The following is a 20,010-nucleotide window of genomic DNA, read 5'->3' on the forward strand; positions in this document are numbered from 1 at the left end:
CTGCGTTTTTTACTTTTCCCAAATTTTGCAAATTTAGGATCTGAAGCGGATAGTCCTGTTAGACTGTAAACTTTTAAAATGGGAGGAATTTAGAACTGAACTCGTACACATACTATAGATAGAACGCCGCAATCTTCATTACATGTGGTTTAAAGTTCTTGAAATAAGATAAATTAAAAGAAAACCGTTGCAGAATGATTTTGCAACGGTTTGTTAATAAAATTTTGATATTGAATTCGGTTTTCTAATATCTGGGAAATAATATAAATTCTTTCCCAGAATTCATATTATTTAGAAATGTGATTTATGCCAAAGTTACAGCCCAGGAACATAATAAGTCCATAATGTGTCTGCATTGGGCCGATATTCATTTTGCATGAACACTCCGGCTGTAATAGGTGATGTTTTCGGCTCGTCAAAATCTATTGTAAATAAGACAAACCATTTACCTTCCGAATTAATCCCACTGTACAGTGCCTTTCCGTCCTTTTCATTTCCAATCCATTCGACAAAACCATAATTTGTCAACTGCATAACAACCGAATCATTTCTTATGACTTTTAAGGTATCCGCGCTTCCAAAGGTCAAATTTTGCTTGATATTAGAAGTAAGGTCAGTGCTCACTTTTGTATTTGTATTATACGTTTTAGTAGCAATATAACTCTTCTGTGTCAGTCGGTTATTGGCTTCTAGTCTGTAATTTTTTTCACATGAAATCATACTGATAGCCGCAAAAAAAATTATATATTTTGTTAAAATCTTTTCCATATAGATTAAGGTCTCATTCCGTAAGTAACATTCAACGCTGTGTCATAAACATTTCCACTACCAGTAAAATTATTTAATCCATAAAAACCATTATCACTTCCATTCCACCCCCAATTAATATGGAAATAGTAATATTCATATCCCAAACAGCCACTCATCGGGTTGTTCGGATCTTGCTTATAATAAGTTTTATAACGTCGGAAGCCGTCTAGATCAAAAATATGCCAGTCATTAAAACCTAGAAATTTAGTAGTAGCATCCATTATTGCTGGGTGCCCCCCTTCAATTTCGTATCTTATTGCATCAATTACCCCGTAATCATTCCAACTTTTTCTGGTGCCCATATTGGAATAACTAGCAGCCTGAAAAGCCTTTTTTGTGTCTTCTCGCCAATTAAATGATGCACATCCAGAAAAACCATAAGTCATATACATATCTCCGGCCGCCCTCTTAATTAACCCCGCAATCATTATCTCAGAAGAGTTTGGTAAGCAATTAATAACACTATTGTAGGTTACAGAATTTGGCAGTGGATAATAGATATTATAATTACTCGTGCCTTGTACATAAGTATTTGGCTTTTGATAGAAATTCATAATTTGAGCTGCCGCAACGGCTCCACATCCCGGAGTTGTTTTACCACAATCGCAACTAGACTTGGTTGGACAGAAATAATTGTAAACTTCTCCTTGGCCCCAACTCGTCGGTAATAGTACCGAGGTTTCAGAGTATTCATCCAAAGGACATGGCCCACCTGGGCAAGGAGGGTCTGTACAATCATCATATGGAGAACCCATCAGACGGGCCGTTACACCAGTTTCCGCATATTTTTGCCAAAGAGCGTCAATTTCAGGATTAGGTTTTGATAAGGTCTTTTTTGCATCGACAATAATTCCACCAACATAATCCCTCCATATTTTCAGTCCCGGATTATCACCATCAAAGTCAATTTTATTCTCACCCATTGCCAATACGGGCGTGACTTTTCTATCTGCGGAAATTACAAAAAAACGCTCTTCATATTTTGAATTTGACGAGTCTTTAACAAACCTTGAAATTTCAATTAAATACATTATTAAATTTCCTTCTTTATCTTTCACTTGCTTTGTTGTACTTACGAAGCTTGTAGTATCAATCTCATTGGATAATCGCTCATTTTTCAAATTTTGCTGACTTCTGTAAATTTTGTGTGCGACTTTCAATGCAGTTTCTTTATCAACTTCAAAACTTGAAATTCTCAAAGATTTATTATTGACTAAATCATCAGAAATTATTTCCTGTTTACATTTAAATAATGATACTGATAAGATAAAAATAAAAAAGAGGACTATAATTTTTTTCATGCTAGGGAAGGGAAAGAGTGAGAAAAATAGAAAATTGACTTAAACAAATAACTACTTTATACAACTACTTCTACCAATTTATCAAATATAATTTACACATTAAGTGAAAGTATTCTATCGGTAAATGTAACTAATTGTTTATTATAGTTATGACTATTATTCTAATTATTATTAATAAAATTATTTTACGGTAAAAGATTTCCTATCCGCTGCTTGGGGTGTATTCCGTTAAAATTGGTTTTATCAGAATTCGGTCAAATGAAGTCCCTTCTTATTTGACGTTATCAGTACTTAATTAATTAGCTCAAAAAGCCATACCTTTCTGGACTTTCAAATTGTAGCTCACAAAATAAAAAAGTCATCCTAAAATCGGGTTCAAAAAGTAGGTTCAGTCACCAATTTTGATTTATATTTGTGAGACTAACTTTTTGATACCAATGAATAAAGTTTTTGGATACGCCCGGGTTTCTACCGTTGATCAAAATACGGACACACAAATTGAGGCTTTGGAAAAATTTGGCTGCGATAAAATATACCAAGAAAAAATCAGTGGGCTTTCAGTTAAACGTCCTCAATTGGATGAAATGATGGCCATATTGAGGGAAGGAGATACTGTTGTTGTTTCTCGATTTTCGCGGTTAGGTAGGAGCAGGGATCACCTCATTAATTTGGTCGGTGAATTTTCAAAAATTGGTATCATTTTTAAAGCCTTGGATCTTGGGATCGATTCTTCGACTCCTGCCGGAAAAATGGTTATCGGTATTTTTGCTGCGCTTTCAGAGTATGACCGAGAAATGATTCTTGAAAAAACGAAAGCGGGCCAGCTGTTGGCGAAGGCAAAAGGAAAACACATTGGCAGGCCTAGTGGTGTTAATGATGTTAATTTTCAAAAAGTAAAAAAAGGATTTGAGAAAGGGCTTTCGGTTACCGAAATTGTAAATTTGACTGGTGTTAGTATTTCCAGTGTAAAACGATATCGCAAACAATTAGGAAAAGGAAATTAATTGAGTTTGCGTTGTTCTCAACTTTGAGGTTTTTCTTACAAATGGGCGAAAAACGGCGTTAAGGAACTACGTTTTTAGTTTTGACTTTATTAATGGCCGTAAACCATTGTCGCCAAGATCTGGATTTGTATTAAACAAATATTTTCCCAGTCTGTTGATATGGAGATTTTCGTTACAACTGGACGGGAAATAGCGGTTTGATATTATTCCTTTTTCTTAGCCAGATAATTATAATACCGTTCCGTAAGCAACTTCCGACCGGATGCATAATCTATATATTTGCCAATGATTTCAAAGTTTCGCCTTTGGGCGTAATCCCTTAACTGGTTCAGCTGGTTTCAGGATTTTGTTCTTTATCCGGGGTGGATACCCTTGCATATAGCCAACCCGTTTGGTGATATTCTCTTGCTTTTTCATTTAATTGCCTATCAAAAAGGAACTGCTTTATATAAAAACACCCTGATCTGAAACTATATGAGAACCAGGCTAAAATTTTAGAAGGCTTGTCTGATCCGAAAAAGTACGAATATTCTCAGCTGTTCAGTCATAGTAACTCAGCTATGCATTATTACCATAAAACAGAACCTACCAGGCAAGATTATAAAGATTGGTTATTTTATCCGCTCTCTGGATCGGCGACTGAGGATTCCCTTTCAGGCCAATTTCCGTCGGAAGGCAAATTAATGATTTTGAAACCGGACAACAGTGTTCAATTATGAACAAAACTTATACTGAAAAAAGGTATTAACGCACTGATATTCAGTAAATTTTTCGTTCTGGTATAGTTTTTTAACGCTTTCTAAAAGACTTTTTTTTCTTCCATTCGCGGACCGCACTTACTGAATTGTGAAGGAAGGAACAGGAAAGACAGATAAGTTCTTTTCTCCGGCGTGTAGCCCATAATTAGTTCCGCAAATTGAACATAGTTAGGCCGTTTTATTGAACATTATGATCAGACATTATTTCAGAATAGCACTAAGGTCTTTACTCAACCGTAGATTTTCTACCATAATGAACGTAACCTGCCTTACGTTCGGGATTGCAGGAGCGCTCATGATTGCGCTTTACGTCGCGGATGAGTTGAAGTATGATCAGTACCATAAAAGAAAAGACAGCTTATTTCGGATCACTTCAAAGTATAAGCAAGAAGGTTCAGAATATCTTTCTGCACAAACAGACGGGAATGTTGCAACAACTATGCTGCAAAAATTCCCGGAAGTTGAGCGTACTACCCGACTGCTATCAAAGGACGATGTTTTTCTTTATCACAATGCAACTGCATTTAAGGAAGGGATCATTTACACCGACTCATCTTTTACCAAGGTATTCGCGATTGATCTTTTAGCGGGAAGCCAGGCGACATGCCTCATCAATCCATCTTCCATCATAATCAGTAGGAAAATTGCAAAGAGGCTGTTTGGCAATGGCTGGAAAAAAAAATCGGTAATTGGGCAAACATTGTCCCTGGACGGCCGCATACCATTAAACATCACTGGCGTGTTTGAAAGTTTTCCGAGCCATTCCCACTTTGAATCGGAGCTATTTGCCTCGGTGCCAACCGGGCACAGGGATTGGATGGGGGACAAAAGCAAGGTTTATACATATGCGTTGCTGGCAACAAATGCGAATGTTGAGCTCCTCAAAAGTAAACTTAAAATGCATAAGGAATTATCGGGGAGTGGCAATACAGAGCTCAATCTGCAACCGATCACAAAAATCCACTTGTTTTCAAACTTTGGAGATGAAAATGGGTACGTCGGCAATATCAAAAATATCTATTCGCTTGTTTTCGTCTCTTTATTGTTGTTGATCATGACGTTGGCAAATTTTGTCAACCTCTATACGGCAGGATCCTTTGGACGGTTAAAAGAAATCGGCGTACGGAAAGCAATCGGGGCGGTTAACAGGCAGTTACGATATCAATTTCTTTTGGAGACTGCAATAAGTACCTTACTTGCAATACTTATTGCAGTGTTAGTAGTCTTGTTTTTTCTAAGGGATTTCAGCGCAATGACTTCCAAGCGCTTTGCTCCGGAAAGTTTGCTCGATGCGAATATTTTGTCCCTGCTATTTGGGTTTTTTGTTGTTATACCTATCATAGCCAGTTTTTACCCTTCACTATATCTGTCCTCGTACAAAGCCATGGATGCATTGAAAGGTAAAGTAAAGGAGAAGCATTCCATTTTTGGGTGGAGAAAAGGGTTAGTAGTGCTTCAATTTTCGATTTCCACCATTATGATTACGCTGAGTGTGGTTTCCTACCATCAGGTCAGTTTTCTCAATAACAAAAGTCTGGGATTTGATAAGGAAAACATCATAACCCTATCCAATCCTTACATGCTTGGATCAATCGATAAGATTGTTGCATTCAAAAACCATTTGCTGACAATACCGGGTATTATTAATGCTTCAATTACGGGCTATACTCCTGCGCAGAACCGATGGGGCAGTCCCAAGGTAACTTTTCCTTCCAGAGATCAGCATGACCGGTTGGCCGCGCCCGCGAACTGGCTGACTGTCGACGAGGGCTTTATCCAAACAATGGGAATACAGCTGATTTCCGGAAGAAACTTCTCTCACGTCCATGAAAATGATATTCAGTCAATTATTATCAATGAAACAGCTGCCAGACATTTTACGAAGAACGCCAGAGAAAAAGATCCACTGGCGCTTGAACTATCCATACAAAACGAACGGGATTCGGTTTACGCCACTTATAAAGTGATAGGTGTTGTAAAGGATTTTAACTTTGGATCTCTTCACGAGGTGGTGAAACCGGTAGTTATGAAGGTTGGCTATCACCGATTCGAAATGGCGCTTCGGCTCTCACCGGAAAGATCTCGGCAAGAAGTGTTGAGACAGATATCGATGATCTGGAAACAAAACAATCCGGAAATACCTTTTCAATACGATACATTGAAGGACAGGTACGACCTTTTGCATAAATCCGATACGACAAGCAGTAGGGTTTTTCTCGTGTTTTGCATTTTGATTGTAATTATTTCTGGATTCGGATTATTTAGCATTGTTGCTTACTCTATTTTTAATCGAACCAAGGAGGTAGGCGTGCGCAAAGTTTTAGGTGCCTCCGAACTTGGCATCGTCTTGTTGCTCAGTAAAGAATTTAGAAATCCTTTAATTGCTTCTTACGTGCTGGCATTGCCTGCGGCATCTATCATCGCTAATAAATGGATCAATGACTTTGCCTACAAAATTGAAATATCATTTTGGCTTTATGGCATTACGGCCTTTGTGCTGTTTATAATGACCGGCCTTACCCTCGGGTTTCAATCCGTAAGGGCGGCGGCAGCTAACCCGATCGACAATTTAAGGAGTGATTGAGTCCAAAATTCTTAAACGTCGTTGCTGGATGTAGTTACCGTTAAAATCTCACTTCAAAATCGTAGCGGTGTCGATCATTATGTTTACGATTCTTGGAGGGAAAGCGGCCTTGTGAACTGGCCAGAATTCGCGGCTCTATGAGCATATTCATTATTAGGCATTTTAGATTAATTACCGTAGCTTATCAGATTTTTAGAGCTGCCATTGTCAATCCGGTTAAGAGCCTCAAATCCGAATAACATCACTCTTATGAAAATTGAATTTTTGCTGGTAACACTGGTAATGTATTCCATTGCTGGATTTGGGATAGACGCTCAGGTCGTCTCCAATAACAGGCCCAAAATAGCTTTTACTTTTGACGACGGGCAAACAAACGATTTTCCCGGATATAAATTGGTAGAATGGAACGAGTTGTTGATCAGCCATTTGCGAAAGCATCGCGTGAAAGTTATCCTTTTTTCATCAGGTGCCAATAAAACCGATGAAAAGGGGAAATATGTATTGTCGAGCTGGAACAAGGCGGGACATCTGATTGGAAATCACACATTGACCCATCCCAATTTCAACAGCAAGAATACCAGTCTTGATGATTTCAAGCGGGAGTTTGTAGCTAATGATTCGATCATCAAGCAGTATTCCAATTTCTATCCCTACTTTCGGTTTCCCTATCTGAAAGAAGGTAATACAACTGGAAAAGTAAGTGGGTTCAGGGAGGTTATGAAGAAAAGTGGATACAAAAATGGGCATGTTTCAATCGATGCATCTGATTGGTACATTGACAGTCGGCTGGTAAAGCGGTTAAGGGAGAATCCCAAAGCTGATGTTTCGGGGTACCGAGCTTACTATAAGGATCACCTGATGAGCCGCGCCTTATACTATGATTCACTTTCGACCAAACTAACTGGTAGAAAAATAAGCCACGTCATACTGCTACATCATAACCTGGCTGCTGCTCTCTTCCTGGACGATTTGATCCAGCATTTTAAAGAAAACGGATGGGAAGTCGTAGATGCTGATGTGGCTTATCAAGATAAAATCTACCAAGAAATGCCTTCTATCGTTCCGGCGGGAGAAAGCCTTGTCTGGGCACTTGCAAAGCAATCCGGTAAATTTGAAGGTGTGCTGCGATACCCGGCAGAAGATGTTGTTTATGAAAGGCCGATGATGGATAAACTAGGCTTATGAATGGGTCTTGGGAAATGGCGTATTAAAACCCCTTGCATAGTTTGCTTGCTTGCGCCTGTATAGCCCAAGATTTATAATAACCCCAATCAGAATAACCACAGCCAGAACTGTAAACCCATCAAAGAGGAAGTAATATCATCATTTCAAAGTTTATCTATTCGTACTTGTTAAAAAGTTACACATTGTGTAACTTTTTAACTGCCGATTCGGGTCAAAAGTAAATTATAATATAATTTATTGATATACAGCAAATTATATATTATATAGTTTAGTTTACCTCTGACAATCTTATTTAACGGTTGTTACATGAGAAGGCCATATCCGTCTAAAAACAACGTATTTTTATACAGAGAACACAGTGGTTTTCGCTTCGTTTATTCTGGAATTTAAAATCGAACAGTAGTGTCCGGTAACGGACATGACCTAAACCAAATTAATGCAATAATGATACGCTGGGGCGTTTTATTTATTTGGTACAGTCTTTGATTAATTGAGGCGAATCCAATAATTACTACTGATCCCGCATATGAATAAGTATTTAATCCTTTATGTCTTATTAATACTGTCTTTTACCGGTCGGGCCCAGGAACCTGCTTTTAGATCCTACCAAAAACTTCAGGAATTCCAGGGCCTATATCAATATCAAAATCAAACGACGCTTAAGATTGCTGCGTCACCCCGGGATTCTTTGTTGTACGCCATTATTGCAGAGAGCCGCTACCCATTGTTTCCCATTGATCTCAACCTGTTTAGAAATCAAAGTCACGATACCATCAGTTTTCAAAGAAATTCAGATGGGAAAGTTATAGCTTATTCGGTTAAAAAACAGCAGTTTAAACAACTAAGCGACACGCTTCATTTTCCAACGCAGATGTGGTATCCCCGGCTTGGACAATCCGCGAAAACTTACAATTATCACCGACCTGTTGCAGCAAAAGATGGGTTAAATGTTGGCGATCTCTGGCAGGTAGGTTTAGATTCTACGTTGTTGAATGAGATGACTCGAAAAATTATCAACGGAACTTATCCTAATATTCACTCTGTACTGATCATAAAAGATGACAAGTTAATTTTTGAGGAGTATTTTATGAATATACCCAAAAGACGCTGCATCAGCTTAGATCTGCTACTAAAAGCTTTATTTCTGCTTTAACCGGAATAGCGATTGACAAGGGATTGATCAAAAGTGTAAGTGACCCTGTTTTACCTTTTTTTCCTGAATACCAGATTAACAACAACTCAGATGCAAAGCAGAGGATAACCATTGAAAACCTATTAGCTAACCAAAGTGGGCTGGATTGTGATATAACCAATTCACAAGCGGTGGGCAGTGAAACCGATATGGATTATTCTGCGGATTGGGTAAAATATACATTGGATTTACCCATGAGTGATGTCCCGGGAGGTAAGGGGATGTATTGCTCCGGCAACCCTATAACGGTTGGACGAATTATTGAAAAGCAAACTAAGTTAAAGCTTCCTGAATTTGCAAGACAAACGTTGTTCTCGCCACTAGGCATTACCAAATTTGATTGGTACTTTCAGCCAGATTCTTCGAGTGCTGAAACCTATTGTCAGCTTTCACTACGCCCACGAGATATGGCTAAATTCGGTCTGTTATACCTAAACAAAGGTAAGTGGAATAATAAACAACTAATTTCTGAGGATTGGATTACTGCATCTTTAACAAAGCATTCGGTAGTACAAAATGTAAATTACGGTTATTTGTGGTGGTTGAAATATTTGAACGCCGGGGGCACACGGTTTGATGGTTTCGCCGCTCAGGGTAATGGAGGTCAGCGAATTTATATTTGGCCTGCGCAAAACATGGTTACAATAATTACAGGTGGCAATTTTAATCAGCAGTCGCCGGCTGATGAGCTCTTAGCCAAATACATTCTGAAGGGGTTTACAAATTACCGTTAATCGTCTACCTGCCTTCTTACTATGCGTTGTATGCGGCTTTGCAGCCAGTCTTTGAACTGAGGTGTTGAACATATAATTCCGCGGCAGATTGACCATTAATAGACTATTGCCTTCCGTGTGCTAAATAATTATTATTATTTACTAAATCAATCAATTCAAGGCAAAACGACCTGCCCTTTATTGATTTTTCGAGATTTCTTCAATCATTAAAAAGGCCGTTTGCTTGTATATTCTAAGCAACGTTTGTTTGTACAACACTTTTTTTAGATCAAATCTAACCATTTGAAAATTGAGAGCCTTTAAATGAGAAAGGGGAAACTTCCTTCAACAAAAGAGAAGATTAAGATCTACATAGTGTCTAATTAAGAACAGGATGGGGTAAATGTTGTAGTCCCTTTGTGACCTATCTTGCAATGCACCATCAATTAAAGTAAGTGCGCAATTTTGATAGCAGTCGGCAAAATCTCCGAATCCCTGAAATGCTTGATTTAGCCAGCCAAGTTGACTTCCTGTTTGAATAAACAATCGGTCTCCTGGAGTTAGGGAGCGATCTATATCTGCCATGGTAACATTATTATTCATTTTTGAAATTAGGTTTAATTCTAATCAACTTTGAATTTATTTATTAAATTATATAAATATATACTCTATCATGAGTCCGCAAAAACGGTCGTTAAATAGACAGTTTGTGCACTCTTACTGCAAGAAACAAGGTTTAATGGCTTTTATATTTAAACTTTTGTAAGTTTAATCGATCACTTATAAATAAGCAATGAAAATGCGTAAGCTGCTATCATCGTTTTTATTAATTATATCATTCGCGTCGAGTGCTCAAACGTTATCCACTGGATCGCTAAAAATATCAGGTCTGGTCGTTTCAGAGTTAACCGGTGACCCAATTCCATATTGTCAGATTACCTATCAAACTAATATAGGTACACGTAGTGACAGCTCAGGCAATTTTCAAATTATAGATTTACCTTCCGGTGTTTATAAAATTTACTTTCAAGCCTTAGATCGAGGCAGTAATGATACTCTTGTAACTATAGGAAATACGGACCTCCTTGGTTTGGATTGGCCAGTCCATACCAGTTGCACTGAAATAAATCAGAACTGCGCTCTATTCGATATTAGTATTGGTAAGTTAAAATTGTTCTTACAGAGTGGTGATCCTCCCATTACTTACTTTAGTCAAAAGCGTTTTAGTAAGAAGTATAAAGTCCAGTTTTACGAATTTGGGGATTTGATTCAATATCCATTTGACTGTTTGGTAATGTACAACCAAGCAGTTTTTCAACATTTAGATAATAAATTTGGAAGACACTGGCGCAAAGATTTTCGTCCCAACGTACCAGGATATAAATGAATATTATTCCGAAGTATTTAACATCAATATTTCATTTCCGTAAACGTCGATTTAAACGGTCGTTTTAGAGAGAAAACTTTAAACAAAATAGAATTTAAAGATAGCCCCAAGATCATTATTTCTATTCACACGGCGATATTATTTTCATTTGTCTAGATGTTTTAAAATTTCTAAGTCTTGAAAGGTGTGAATTTTATTCTCTCTGTTTTTGTCAAAGTACGTGCGGTAATTTTTCGCTATCATTTGGAGTGCAATTTCTTTTGAGGTCAAGAGCTTGTGGGGTTTAGGGGCGATGGGTGTTGCGATTAAAAAGTCAAAGTCATCCATTTCGCTTGTCCACGGTATCTGTAAAAAACCATTTTTGTCAATAACAGGGGCTTCGCTGTCTTCAATCCGGTATTGTGAATTGTCAAAAGTCTCAGTATATGTTTGATATAGTTTTGTCCACCAATTGCGGATAACATCTGCATTCTTTTTATCTTTTAAATCAATATTCGGATTTATTAATAATCCAACCGTACCCCACCTTTTATTTATAGATGGATTTTCTGTTTCCCAAAAACCTTCTACTGCTCCCAGGGCGAAAGCTTGGCTTTGTAAATTGTTGGCGTTTTTAATTCTCTCTTTGAAGCCTAAGATATAGGCTTGTCCTTTTTGGGTCGAAATGTGGTTAGAAAAAATTATGGTAAAGGTATCACTCCTCATTGACGATTGCCTGCCATAACGAATGGGTACTGAAACCATTTGTTTGAAGTCTACACTTTGCAGGTTCAAAGCCTTCCATTTTTGTCTAATAGGTGTCTCCTCCCAAAGTAAAGAACCTATAATTATTACGCCCCCTTTGAAATTCATATATGATAGTGTTGGTTCAGATTTGCAGATAATGTGACAATTTACTTTCTTTTAAATAAGAAAATGTAAATGCAGGGCACATATCATTGATACATAAGGATTTTGTTGAAACGATTAACAGCGTATTCTGTCATTAGCTCTATTTAAACTGTCGTTTATCATATGGTTTATTCATCTATCAGGAATAGGTGCGGGAGGAGGTACAGGAAGTGTCTCGTTTTGCATCTTGGTATAAAACTTGTGGAAAGGTATTAGCTTAAAATCAGGCGATGTTTTAATCAATTTTATAAAATTTTTAATTGAATCTCCGTCAGTCCCTGTCACAAAGTATTTAAATCCGTGCCGAAAACTTTCTTCATTGTATATCAAAAATTCTGCAACCACAGCATCGTTATCTTGAAATATTGAAAGGGAATCAGTTGAACTAATTCTACTTTTTACAAAATCAGAAATTACCTTTGCCTCGTTCAAAGAAATTTTACTATAATAATACGATCCTGTATCATTTTCTGGGATAACTTGGTAGTAACAGTCTCCGTTAAGGTTTATTTCGATTGCCATCTTAGGGATACTAGGATCTTCCCAAAAGCCAGACGCAATCTCTACAAATTCTTTTTTTTGAGAACAACTCTCAATAAAGAGAAGGGGTGAAATCAAGAGAATACTCTTAAAAATAAAATTACTAATTTTCACAATGCGCTTTTTCATCGTTGTTAACTGATTTGGCTTGCTTCAAAATTCCGTGCAACCAATTTAATATCAAAATGTTGCCTGTCAAAGACTTCTATTTAAACGGTGGTTTATCTGAGAATTCTATCGTTAGCTGAGCATTTGGAGGCTGTCTCACGAACGAGGGCTTCGTGAGGAATTTATCGACACTGGCAATTGTGCTTTTTAGGTATCGTGAAACACATCCCTCTCCAATCCGCCTCAATTGAAATAAATCTGTGTAAAACAGACATCGATGTATGGGTCCAGCATTCTATTTTTGCCGATATATTATTTCCCATACTGGTTCAAATTCTAATTCGCCAAAGTCAAAGGTGTGTAAACTTTGTCCTTTGTAAATACCGTTGCTAAAAGTGTCTTGAATCCAATTTGAAAAAGTCCAGTCTCCTGCTTTCTCAGGTTTATCCCATTTTCTTGTTTTCAAAATTGTCGCTTTCGAATTTATTCTTTCTGATAACTTCTTTATAATGGGTTTTGAATCAATTTGTAAGTTCTTAGCGATTGCAACAACAATGAAATACCCAAATTTAATATCAAGCTTGTTTTCAAAATCCCTTTGATTGGACATTGAGATATAAATGTCAGGAGGAGATTGCCTCTTGTCGCAAATTGTCCATATGGGTGTCCATAGTTCAAAATTGAGAAAGTAGTTTTCAATATTGTCAGGTGTCGTCCATTTACCGTGAGATTTATTGTCCCATTTCAATCTTCCTAATTTTATATCTGAATGATAAATAAATTCCTTATTGTCCTTTTTGGAAAATCTCTTTTCAGATTTGTATTTTGTTGCTCTTATTCCTGAATCATTAGAACATGCGGTTTGTTTTATGAGCAAGTTAAAATAGGGCTCAAAATCTGATTCCCAATTAGTTGTTATCCAAGGGGATTTGTTCTCTTCATTCTGTCCAAATATTAAGTAAAAGTCATAAAGTCTATTATCCCACCCAAAGTCAAGTTGACTAATTGTGTCCAATTTTTCCTTGAAGAATTGTTTTGTTTTTTCGATTAAATGCATTTTAATTCGTTTAGGTGCTACATGTGCTGACGCACAACTCGCCGATTGATGTACTTTTAACACCAAATATGTAATGGGTATTTTGTACTTTTCAAAAGAAGCCGAATGGAGAATTTACTCATGATGCGTATTTGGAAATTCCGGGATACTTGGGTTCTTCTTCAATTTTGGTGAATTAATTTGCGAGTACCATTGTCTTTAAAAGGTCAAATCCAGCCCTTCCGTACATTTTTCTCTTAATGGTTTTAAGTTTATTTACTTGTCCTTCAACTTGCCCGTTACTGATACTCGATATGACGGCCTGATTCACAGCTTCATAATCCAGGAGTATTCCTTTTGCAAATGTTTTCAGGCTTGAATCTGACTTTATCGCTCGTTCAATCCATTTTTGTAGACTTCCGGGTTCCTTTGTATAAAATAACTTTTTGAATTGACTTGCAAGTTCTGATGCTTCACTTATAATACTGGATGATCTGTATAAAAAATCAAGAAATTCTTTGTCTGTGACGTTTAGTTTATCCACATCGGAAAGGGCCATAAAGGACAATTTCGTAATTGACCAAATTTTAATGTCAGGCAGTGGTTTTAAAGCTATGTTTTCGTTTTGAGACACAAATTGCATTTCTCCCCCTTTAACAAGTTGGTTCATCCTGTCACAAAAGCTGCTGTATTTCCCATTAAATCCATTTGCAACAATAGTTTGATGCAATTGTCTGTATGTTGTAAGGCCCGGCTTATAATTTGCACTTAAGTACTGCCTAAACTTGTCAAAGTTACTCATTAATGGAGAGTAAACAGGCTCTGTTCTTGCTGGCAACACATCGAGACGAATGTATTTTCTTATCGATCTCCTACTTGCGTTAAGGTGCTTGGCAATAGGTCCGATGTCATAACCTTTAGAATAAAGTTCTTTGGCTTTTTCAAATTTAAACTGCCTTTGTAAACTTACATTACCTGTAAATAATGAGGTATTTTCCGGGGTATGGACACTTGGTTTAATAATGGAATGTTCGCTAATTTCCTCAACATACTGCGGTTTGTCAGGATTTTTTTGTTCAGTAAATTCTTTAAAAGCCGCCTTTAAAACGGCACTGTGTTTGTGAAACGATCGCTGAAGTGCATCACGTAGATTAACAAGGAGATGGAAGCGATCAGCCACCTGGACTGCCTGTGGCGCCCCTTTACGAATTCCGAGCGCATAGGCACTGGCGCGATCACGCGAAACAGTATGTACTTCCGGATGCTTTTCAAGCCAGTTGGCCAAAGTCTCAGCTTCCCTGTCACCTAATAAATCGACTATTCTGGCATTAACCAGATCAACTATGACAGTTCCATAATTTCTCCCTTTTTTAAAGGCCCAGTCGTCGACACCAATCACTCCGGAAGTCTGCTGATCCGTACAATAACAAATTTTTTTGACTGTTCTTATCATTGTTGCCGGACTTATCGGACAGGCAATAGCTCTGCTTATTGCAGATCCTTTATTTCCACCCAGTTCTAACCCAATTTTTGCAAGTGTTTTTGTAGTTCTGCAAAATCGTCTTGCATAAGTTAATAGCTCATTTGTAAATCTTTCAGTAAATACTTTTCGGTAACATTTTGTATTACCGCAGAAAAACTTTCTGCAATGCAGCAAGACCTGAACCTTATTTCCTGCAATTGATAAATCTGCCAACTTCCGATGGTAATAGCTATGAATAGTTTTACTTCGCACATTACAGATGGGACATGGCGAATACTTTTGGGCAGACAGGGCAGTTATTAATACACCGGAGCTGTTATGTTTGATAGATACCTGTCCGAAACGGATACCAGCAGGAAGTACAAAATGAGATATCGACATTATTATATTAATTAAGTACACATATAATTAATATATTTAAGTCTAAAATCAAAAATATGGGCAAACCAGTTCTGAAAATCACACGATCCAAACCAGAGGAGATCAAGGAGTTACTAAACAGTGATTCTGGTTTCGTCGTAGCAACCCGGTTAAATATGGTGTATCAGGTTGCAAAGGGCTTATCTAGCCGAGAGGTGGCGAAAATATATGGCATAAGCTTTAAGCAGGTTACAAATTGGGTACACAGATTTGAGGAAAGTGGAGTAATTGGTCTTTACGATTTATCTGGTCGCGGGCGGAAGTCAATTTTATCGGAATCGGATCTGGAAAATATCAGATCTGTTGTCTTGAAAGAACTGCCAACGAAATACGGGTATGACAGAAAAAGATGGTCAGGGCCGATATTACTGGAATGGATAAATAGCACCTATAATACAAGATATCAAAGTGCCCAGGTTTATAAATTACTAAACAGAATTGGTGTAGAATTCCGGAAAGAGGAAGGATATGTAGCAAAAAATAATGTGTAATATTTAAAGATATTTTTCACCAAAATTGACGAAGAGCCCAAGTTCCGAGGAAAAAGTGGCTCTCATTGGTCCGGAATATCCAGCGTATTTGGCCGTCTCACAAAAAATAGATTAAAACGGTGGTATTTGTGAGACTTGCATTGGTAGCTGACCATACGATGAATGTCTCACAAATAGTTTTTTTGTGAAATGATTGGTATTTTATAGCCTTTCTATGTTAAATGACAGAACACAGAACAAGGGGCTCTTCTGTGTTTCAGTGAAGTTCGTGGGATAGTGCAAAGGAGGTGAAGAATGAAACTAAAACCTGTCATTTGTTAACAAGCTGCCGTTATTGTCGTCCGTGTAATATTGTATAATTATTCTTGGTCTAGTTCTGTTCCCCAACCGTCAAATTCACAGTCAAATTTATAGCCTAGTTCACACATTTGTTTTGTCCACTGTTTTACAACGTCGTCTGCCATTTTCATTCTAGCTGTCCAACCAGTTACTATAAATAGTTTCTTATCGCCTGCGGAAGCACCGTGTTGTACAATGTAATTTAATTTTGCGATTTCAATCGCCAGTTGCTCGGCTTTGTCTTCTGTGTTGGTGTAAAAGAAATATTCAAGTTTTAATTCCTTGTCAGCCGGGACGCTAAGTTTTCTTAATTGATCAAGTGTCTGCAGTGTCATTTGCATTTGCTTGTCACGATTCCCATTGAAAGAAGCTTCGCTAACAAATTTGCCTGTTGTTAGATTTTGCTTTTAAAAAGTCAAATATTCCCATTAGAATTACTGTTGTCGTTAGTAAAGTCAGTCCTGCAATTATTTTTCTTTCATGTCATAGATCAGCACGGTCGTCATACTGTTCCTTGTAACTTGCCCATTGACGCATTTTCCATACAAAATATGCACTTTGTATTGTTGTAAGTAATATGTTGTTAAATATACTTGTGGGGCTATTAACAAACGCACAAAATGTCGTTTTATCGGTATTTAAACGGTGGATTACTGAGACTCGCAATGGAATTTGAGCATACGATGAATTCCACGAAGTCTTTGTAAAGTCATTTATGATTAACAACGCTTTTTATATTAAGTGACGGAACATAGAACAAGGGGATGATGGGCTTTTAAGTTAAGTTCTTGGTATAGTACCAGGCGAAAGCACTTTTCCACTGCGTTCTGGATTATAAGTAACCAACACATAATATGCAAGTATCTATTCCTCAAATTTGTAGAAGTTTGTTTTCTGTTATTGCTCTTTTTAAAGAGTTTAGATGCAAAGGAAATCGTTCGTAAAATTTCATACAGTCAGTTAAATTTTGCGGTTCCTCAAGTCCTGGCAGAATATGTTCTTCAAAATCATGCTGCATTGATAAAATAAAATCAGTCAAGTCCGTTGTCTCAGTTATAGAATAGCAGTTATTATTATTACTATTATCCAAATCTCTACTTTTCCAATCTGGAATAAAAGCTTCATGACTAATATGAGTTGTTAAATCATAAATAGTCGCCTTTTTCTTTAGCTCGTCTTTAACGGTAGCTTTTAATGCAATACCTATATTAAATCTAAAATCAACACTGTCTTTAGAGTTCCAAGAGAAATTTTGAAGGTTAATGACATTAAAAAAATCACCTTTGTCTCTCCACCAAGTTTGTCCACTGGTCAGATATCCAGATTTTTTCAAAGTCGGCTTCAAATAATTTTTAATAAATTGTGTTTGTTTCTCCTTTGCATTCATCTTATGGGCATATTAAATAGGTTAAAGAGGAAGCTTATCAGAAGATATACTCACAATGCTTATCTGTCGATTCTCTGGAACCTCAGTTTGTAGATAGCTAAAAACCGAGGTTTTTGTGAAATGCTCTTTAAATCGACTGTTTTTGAGGCACCAACTGAATGAGACCTTTACAACCAACGCTTATACAGCTAAAATTAATTCCGAATGTACTTGGACGTTGTCACGCGGGGATGGCAACCGGAGAATACAAGAAGCTCATCTCCCGATTGCGAAATATTCCATGTGGGACAGCCCATACAATCGACCAGCCCGCATTTTTTGGAAATTTCTTGTGCTGTTTCATTTTTTACTTTAAACCATAACCCGTTCACTATATACGCTTTGGGTGCGCAGCAATTCGGCAATCCCCTTGAATCAAGTATTACACCATCTTGCCTGAAAGTGACATCGTATTCTCCATTGACAGCAACCCATGTTGGGATCTCGTTTACAATTTTTTCCGTAGCAACATATTTCCATGAGCCCACAATGCCTTCGATTTCTATCGCTGGTTTTGGATTATCACTTTTACAAGCAATTAAGACAAGGGTTAACATCAGCGCAAGTAAGAGGTTTTTCATAATTTGAAGTTTTTAACAAGATGCATATCGATCCTTTTTGGTTGGAAGGATTTTTAAATTAACACCCCGTCTATTAAAGCATTGAATGATTTATTTGGTTTTTAATTTCCAACTCAGAAAACGGAGGTATACCGAAACTGAGGCTTCCATACATCATTAATCCATGTTTCGTTTTTTGGCCGTCTCAAAAACTTGTATCGGTAATCAAGTTTCTATATATTTGAAAAACATGAGTTTTTGAGACTATCTATATTATTAGGTTAGGCAAGGGTATTGACTGCAGCGGTGGTGCAAAAGAACAAAATTTCGACTTGTAAATTGACGCCTTAACGGGGGCAGGGAGCGGAATAGCATATCCTTCCGCCTTTCCAATAGGACTGACTCTGCGGCAATACTTTGTAAACTCTGCTGCATCTATTCGTACAGTGACTACCGTTTTTTCACAAATATTGAACTGGCAAATGGTCCATTACTATCATTGGGTAATAGAACCGGTACACCATTTTTCCAATACATCGGACTTTTAATACCGTTATCACTACCCTCACCCGCCACATATACGTCATTGTTAAACACTAAGACACTGGAAACCCGAATGGCCCCGGGAAGGTTCTGGACTATTCCATTTTTCCAAAGTTTTGCGACTCTGGTATTGTCGTAATACTGCAGATTTCCAACACAATACACGTCTTTACCCGAAACGGCTATATCAACTGCTTCTGAACTGTATTCTGAGCCATCTGTAAGATATGCCCCTGCTCCATTTCTCCAATATCTAGCCCTAGATCCACCCTTAAACCCTTCACTTCCGGCTACGTATACGTTTTTTTCTGCCACTGCAACTGAGTTTGCGTAAGAAGTGTTGAGAGGATCTCCCAAAGTTACAACTGTTCCGTTTTTCCAATAGACGGCAGTTTCATTTTGGAAGGCGAGTGAACCTGCGACGTATACATCTTTTCCAGCAACAAAAATAGCCCGTGCGCGAGAACCTCTAACTGCAGCTTCATCGAGTGGTACTGCCACGCCATTTTTCCAGTAAGCAGCTTGCAATTTTAATTGCTTGCTGTTAAGTCCATCTCCACAGATATGTACATCTCCTTCTGAAACTGCAACATCATAAAGTAGCTTCGCAGGTATACCATTTTCAATATTTGATACAACACCGTTCTTCCAATATTGCCCAGTAGAAGAGGAGTATATGATATTAGTACCCACTGAGGATGCATCGCCCACAATGTGTATGTCGTTGTCTGAAACAAAAATGGCCCTGGTACTTGCAAATACATTAGGGGTGGCGAGTTCTACCATCTCACCATTTTTCCAATATTGGCCATATGGTCTAAAAGTGTTTGAAAAAGTCACAAAGACATCTACTGGTAGGTCAGGATTTACATCTTGGTTCGGCTTCTTTTTGCAAGACAAGCAGAACAGAAAAAGAAAAATAATTACAATGCGATATGTGTTTTTCACAGAAGGTATGAAAATGTCCAAGGATTTATTAAGTTCCAAAGGTACACGCATCTTCACAATTTGCCAAGTAACCACCCGACTGCTTGTGTTCGCCTGGAAATACTACTATGCTTTAACAAATTATATAAATTCAATTTACAAGATACGCTTTTCTTAAATCACAAAAAGAACTCATTTTCGTGATGCAGACCAAATGAACTCTTTCTGACAATCAATTCTTCACCATGCTAATTTTTAGCCGTTCATTTTAAATAGACAGGCATTATCTATATTTACGCTTCACAAGCGACA

Annotated in this window: 18 protein-coding genes; 7 read left to right on the top strand and 11 right to left on the bottom strand. The window is 37.5% G+C overall.

Annotation, left to right across the window (positions count from 1 at the left end; genetic code table 11):
- Positions 1-315 precede the first annotated feature (315 nt).
- Entirely contained in the window at positions 316-768 is a 453-nt protein-coding gene (locus tag IEE83_RS08550) for a hypothetical protein (protein ID WP_194120178.1), read from the bottom strand.
- 5 nt (positions 769-773) lie between these two features.
- Positions 774-2,111, bottom strand: coding sequence for a C10 family peptidase (locus tag IEE83_RS08555; RefSeq protein WP_194120179.1), 1,338 nt, complete (start codon positions 2,109-2,111; stop codon positions 774-776).
- A gap of 437 nt (positions 2,112-2,548) precedes the next feature.
- On the opposite strand from IEE83_RS08555, the gene IEE83_RS08560 reads away from it, so the two are divergent.
- The 5 genes from IEE83_RS08560 to IEE83_RS08580 all read left to right on the top strand — a co-directional run bounded on the left by IEE83_RS08560 (position 2,549) and on the right by IEE83_RS08580 (position 9,568).
- A complete protein-coding gene (locus IEE83_RS08560) occupies positions 2,549-3,115 on the top strand; it encodes a recombinase family protein (protein ID WP_194120180.1) in 567 nt (188 codons plus the stop codon).
- Between the two features lie 1,011 nt (positions 3,116-4,126).
- Complete coding sequence (locus tag IEE83_RS08565; RefSeq protein WP_194120181.1) at positions 4,127-6,457, top strand: ABC transporter permease; 2,331 nt, start codon at positions 4,127-4,129, stop codon at positions 6,455-6,457.
- Between the two features lie 249 nt (positions 6,458-6,706).
- A complete protein-coding gene (locus IEE83_RS08570) occupies positions 6,707-7,642 on the top strand; it encodes a polysaccharide deacetylase family protein (RefSeq protein ID WP_194120182.1) in 936 nt (311 codons plus the stop codon).
- A gap of 526 nt (positions 7,643-8,168) precedes the next feature.
- Complete coding sequence (locus IEE83_RS08575; protein ID WP_194120183.1) at positions 8,169-8,795, top strand: hypothetical protein; 627 nt, start codon at positions 8,169-8,171, stop codon at positions 8,793-8,795.
- Positions 8,783-9,568, top strand: a complete 786-nt coding sequence (locus IEE83_RS08580; RefSeq protein WP_310588574.1) for a serine hydrolase domain-containing protein — start codon at positions 8,783-8,785, stop codon at positions 9,566-9,568. The genes IEE83_RS08575 and IEE83_RS08580 overlap by 13 nt, the downstream gene beginning before the upstream one ends.
- Before the next feature lie 324 nt (positions 9,569-9,892).
- Here IEE83_RS08580 and IEE83_RS08585 read toward each other — a convergent pair whose 3' ends face one another.
- Positions 9,893-10,150: a hypothetical protein gene (locus IEE83_RS08585; protein WP_194120184.1), complete on the bottom strand. Its 258-nt coding sequence runs from the start codon at positions 10,148-10,150 to the stop codon at positions 9,893-9,895.
- A 196-nt stretch (positions 10,151-10,346) separates the two neighbouring features.
- Between IEE83_RS08585 and IEE83_RS08590 the strand changes: the two genes are divergently transcribed.
- A complete protein-coding gene (locus IEE83_RS08590) occupies positions 10,347-10,934 on the top strand; it encodes an FEKKY domain-containing protein (protein ID WP_194120185.1) in 588 nt (195 codons plus the stop codon).
- 144 nt (positions 10,935-11,078) lie between these two features.
- Here IEE83_RS08590 and IEE83_RS08595 read toward each other — a convergent pair whose 3' ends face one another.
- The 4 genes from IEE83_RS08595 to IEE83_RS08610 form a co-directional block, all read right to left on the bottom strand.
- On the bottom strand, positions 11,079-11,786 hold the full coding sequence (locus IEE83_RS08595) for a hypothetical protein (protein WP_194120186.1): 708 nt from the start codon (positions 11,784-11,786) through the stop codon (positions 11,079-11,081).
- 171 nt (positions 11,787-11,957) lie between these two features.
- Positions 11,958-12,494: a hypothetical protein gene (locus IEE83_RS08600; RefSeq protein ID WP_194120187.1), complete on the bottom strand. Its 537-nt coding sequence runs from the start codon at positions 12,492-12,494 to the stop codon at positions 11,958-11,960.
- Between the two features lie 274 nt (positions 12,495-12,768).
- A complete protein-coding gene (locus IEE83_RS08605; protein WP_194120188.1) occupies positions 12,769-13,530 on the bottom strand; it encodes a hypothetical protein in 762 nt (253 codons plus the stop codon).
- A 175-nt stretch (positions 13,531-13,705) separates the two neighbouring features.
- Positions 13,706-15,373 (bottom strand): ISL3 family transposase, encoded by a 1,668-nt coding sequence (locus IEE83_RS08610; RefSeq protein ID WP_194120152.1) that lies wholly within the window; start codon positions 15,371-15,373, stop codon positions 13,706-13,708.
- 56 nt (positions 15,374-15,429) lie between these two features.
- On the opposite strand from IEE83_RS08610, the gene IEE83_RS08615 reads away from it, so the two are divergent.
- The gene (locus IEE83_RS08615) at positions 15,430-15,903 is read left to right on the top strand and encodes a helix-turn-helix domain-containing protein (protein ID WP_194120151.1); all 474 of its coding nucleotides are present in this window, start codon (positions 15,430-15,432) and stop codon (positions 15,901-15,903) included.
- 359 nt (positions 15,904-16,262) lie between these two features.
- On the opposite strand, the gene IEE83_RS08620 is transcribed toward IEE83_RS08615, so the two are convergent.
- From IEE83_RS08620 to IEE83_RS08635, 4 genes are all read right to left on the bottom strand, one after another.
- On the bottom strand, positions 16,263-16,577 hold the full coding sequence (locus tag IEE83_RS08620) for a ribonuclease E inhibitor RraB (protein ID WP_194120189.1): 315 nt from the start codon (positions 16,575-16,577) through the stop codon (positions 16,263-16,265).
- A 536-nt stretch (positions 16,578-17,113) separates the two neighbouring features.
- The gene (locus tag IEE83_RS08625; protein WP_194120190.1) at positions 17,114-17,629 is read right to left on the bottom strand and encodes a DUF4304 domain-containing protein; all 516 of its coding nucleotides are present in this window, start codon (positions 17,627-17,629) and stop codon (positions 17,114-17,116) included.
- A 194-nt stretch (positions 17,630-17,823) separates the two neighbouring features.
- Positions 17,824-18,249 (bottom strand): hypothetical protein, encoded by a 426-nt coding sequence (locus IEE83_RS08630; RefSeq protein WP_194120191.1) that lies wholly within the window; start codon positions 18,247-18,249, stop codon positions 17,824-17,826.
- Between the two features lie 429 nt (positions 18,250-18,678).
- Positions 18,679-19,770 carry a hypothetical protein gene (locus IEE83_RS08635; protein WP_194120192.1) on the bottom strand — a complete coding sequence of 364 codons (1,092 nt, stop codon included), beginning with the start codon at positions 19,768-19,770 and terminating at the stop codon, positions 18,679-18,681.
- Positions 19,771-20,010: the final 240 nt, after the last annotated feature.

Source organism: Dyadobacter subterraneus (assembly GCF_015221875.1).
GTDB classification, from domain to species: Bacteria; Bacteroidota; Bacteroidia; order Cytophagales; family Spirosomataceae; genus Dyadobacter; species Dyadobacter subterraneus.

What these genes read in the sequence shown, in the direction of transcription:
- IEE83_RS08550 (WP_194120178.1), bottom strand. Translation starts at nt 768, where the DNA reads ATGGAAAAGATTTTAACAAAATATATAATTTTTTTTGCGGCTATCAGT.
- IEE83_RS08555 (WP_194120179.1), bottom strand. Translation starts at nt 2,111, where the DNA reads ATGAAAAAAATTATAGTCCTCTTTTTTATTTTTATCTTATCAGTATCA.
- IEE83_RS08560 (WP_194120180.1), top strand. Translation starts at nt 2,549, where the DNA reads ATGAATAAAGTTTTTGGATACGCCCGGGTTTCTACCGTTGATCAAAAT.
- IEE83_RS08565 (WP_194120181.1), top strand. Translation starts at nt 4,127, where the DNA reads ATGAACGTAACCTGCCTTACGTTCGGGATTGCAGGAGCGCTCATGATT.
- IEE83_RS08570 (WP_194120182.1), top strand. Translation starts at nt 6,707, where the DNA reads ATGAAAATTGAATTTTTGCTGGTAACACTGGTAATGTATTCCATTGCT.
- IEE83_RS08575 (WP_194120183.1), top strand. Translation starts at nt 8,169, where the DNA reads ATGAATAAGTATTTAATCCTTTATGTCTTATTAATACTGTCTTTTACC.
- IEE83_RS08585 (WP_194120184.1), bottom strand. Translation starts at nt 10,150, where the DNA reads ATGAATAATAATGTTACCATGGCAGATATAGATCGCTCCCTAACTCCA.
- IEE83_RS08590 (WP_194120185.1), top strand. Translation starts at nt 10,347, where the DNA reads ATGCGTAAGCTGCTATCATCGTTTTTATTAATTATATCATTCGCGTCG.
- IEE83_RS08595 (WP_194120186.1), bottom strand. Translation starts at nt 11,786, where the DNA reads ATGAATTTCAAAGGGGGCGTAATAATTATAGGTTCTTTACTTTGGGAG.
- IEE83_RS08600 (WP_194120187.1), bottom strand. Translation starts at nt 12,494, where the DNA reads ATGAAAAAGCGCATTGTGAAAATTAGTAATTTTATTTTTAAGAGTATT.
- IEE83_RS08605 (WP_194120188.1), bottom strand. Translation starts at nt 13,530, where the DNA reads ATGCATTTAATCGAAAAAACAAAACAATTCTTCAAGGAAAAATTGGAC.
- IEE83_RS08610 (WP_194120152.1), bottom strand. Translation starts at nt 15,373, where the DNA reads ATGTCGATATCTCATTTTGTACTTCCTGCTGGTATCCGTTTCGGACAG.
- IEE83_RS08615 (WP_194120151.1), top strand. Translation starts at nt 15,430, where the DNA reads ATGGGCAAACCAGTTCTGAAAATCACACGATCCAAACCAGAGGAGATC.
- IEE83_RS08620 (WP_194120189.1), bottom strand. Translation starts at nt 16,577, where the DNA reads ATGACACTGCAGACACTTGATCAATTAAGAAAACTTAGCGTCCCGGCT.
- IEE83_RS08625 (WP_194120190.1), bottom strand. Translation starts at nt 17,629, where the DNA reads ATGAATGCAAAGGAGAAACAAACACAATTTATTAAAAATTATTTGAAG.
- IEE83_RS08630 (WP_194120191.1), bottom strand. Translation starts at nt 18,249, where the DNA reads ATGAAAAACCTCTTACTTGCGCTGATGTTAACCCTTGTCTTAATTGCT.
- IEE83_RS08635 (WP_194120192.1), bottom strand. Translation starts at nt 19,770, where the DNA reads ATGCGTGTACCTTTGGAACTTAATAAATCCTTGGACATTTTCATACCT.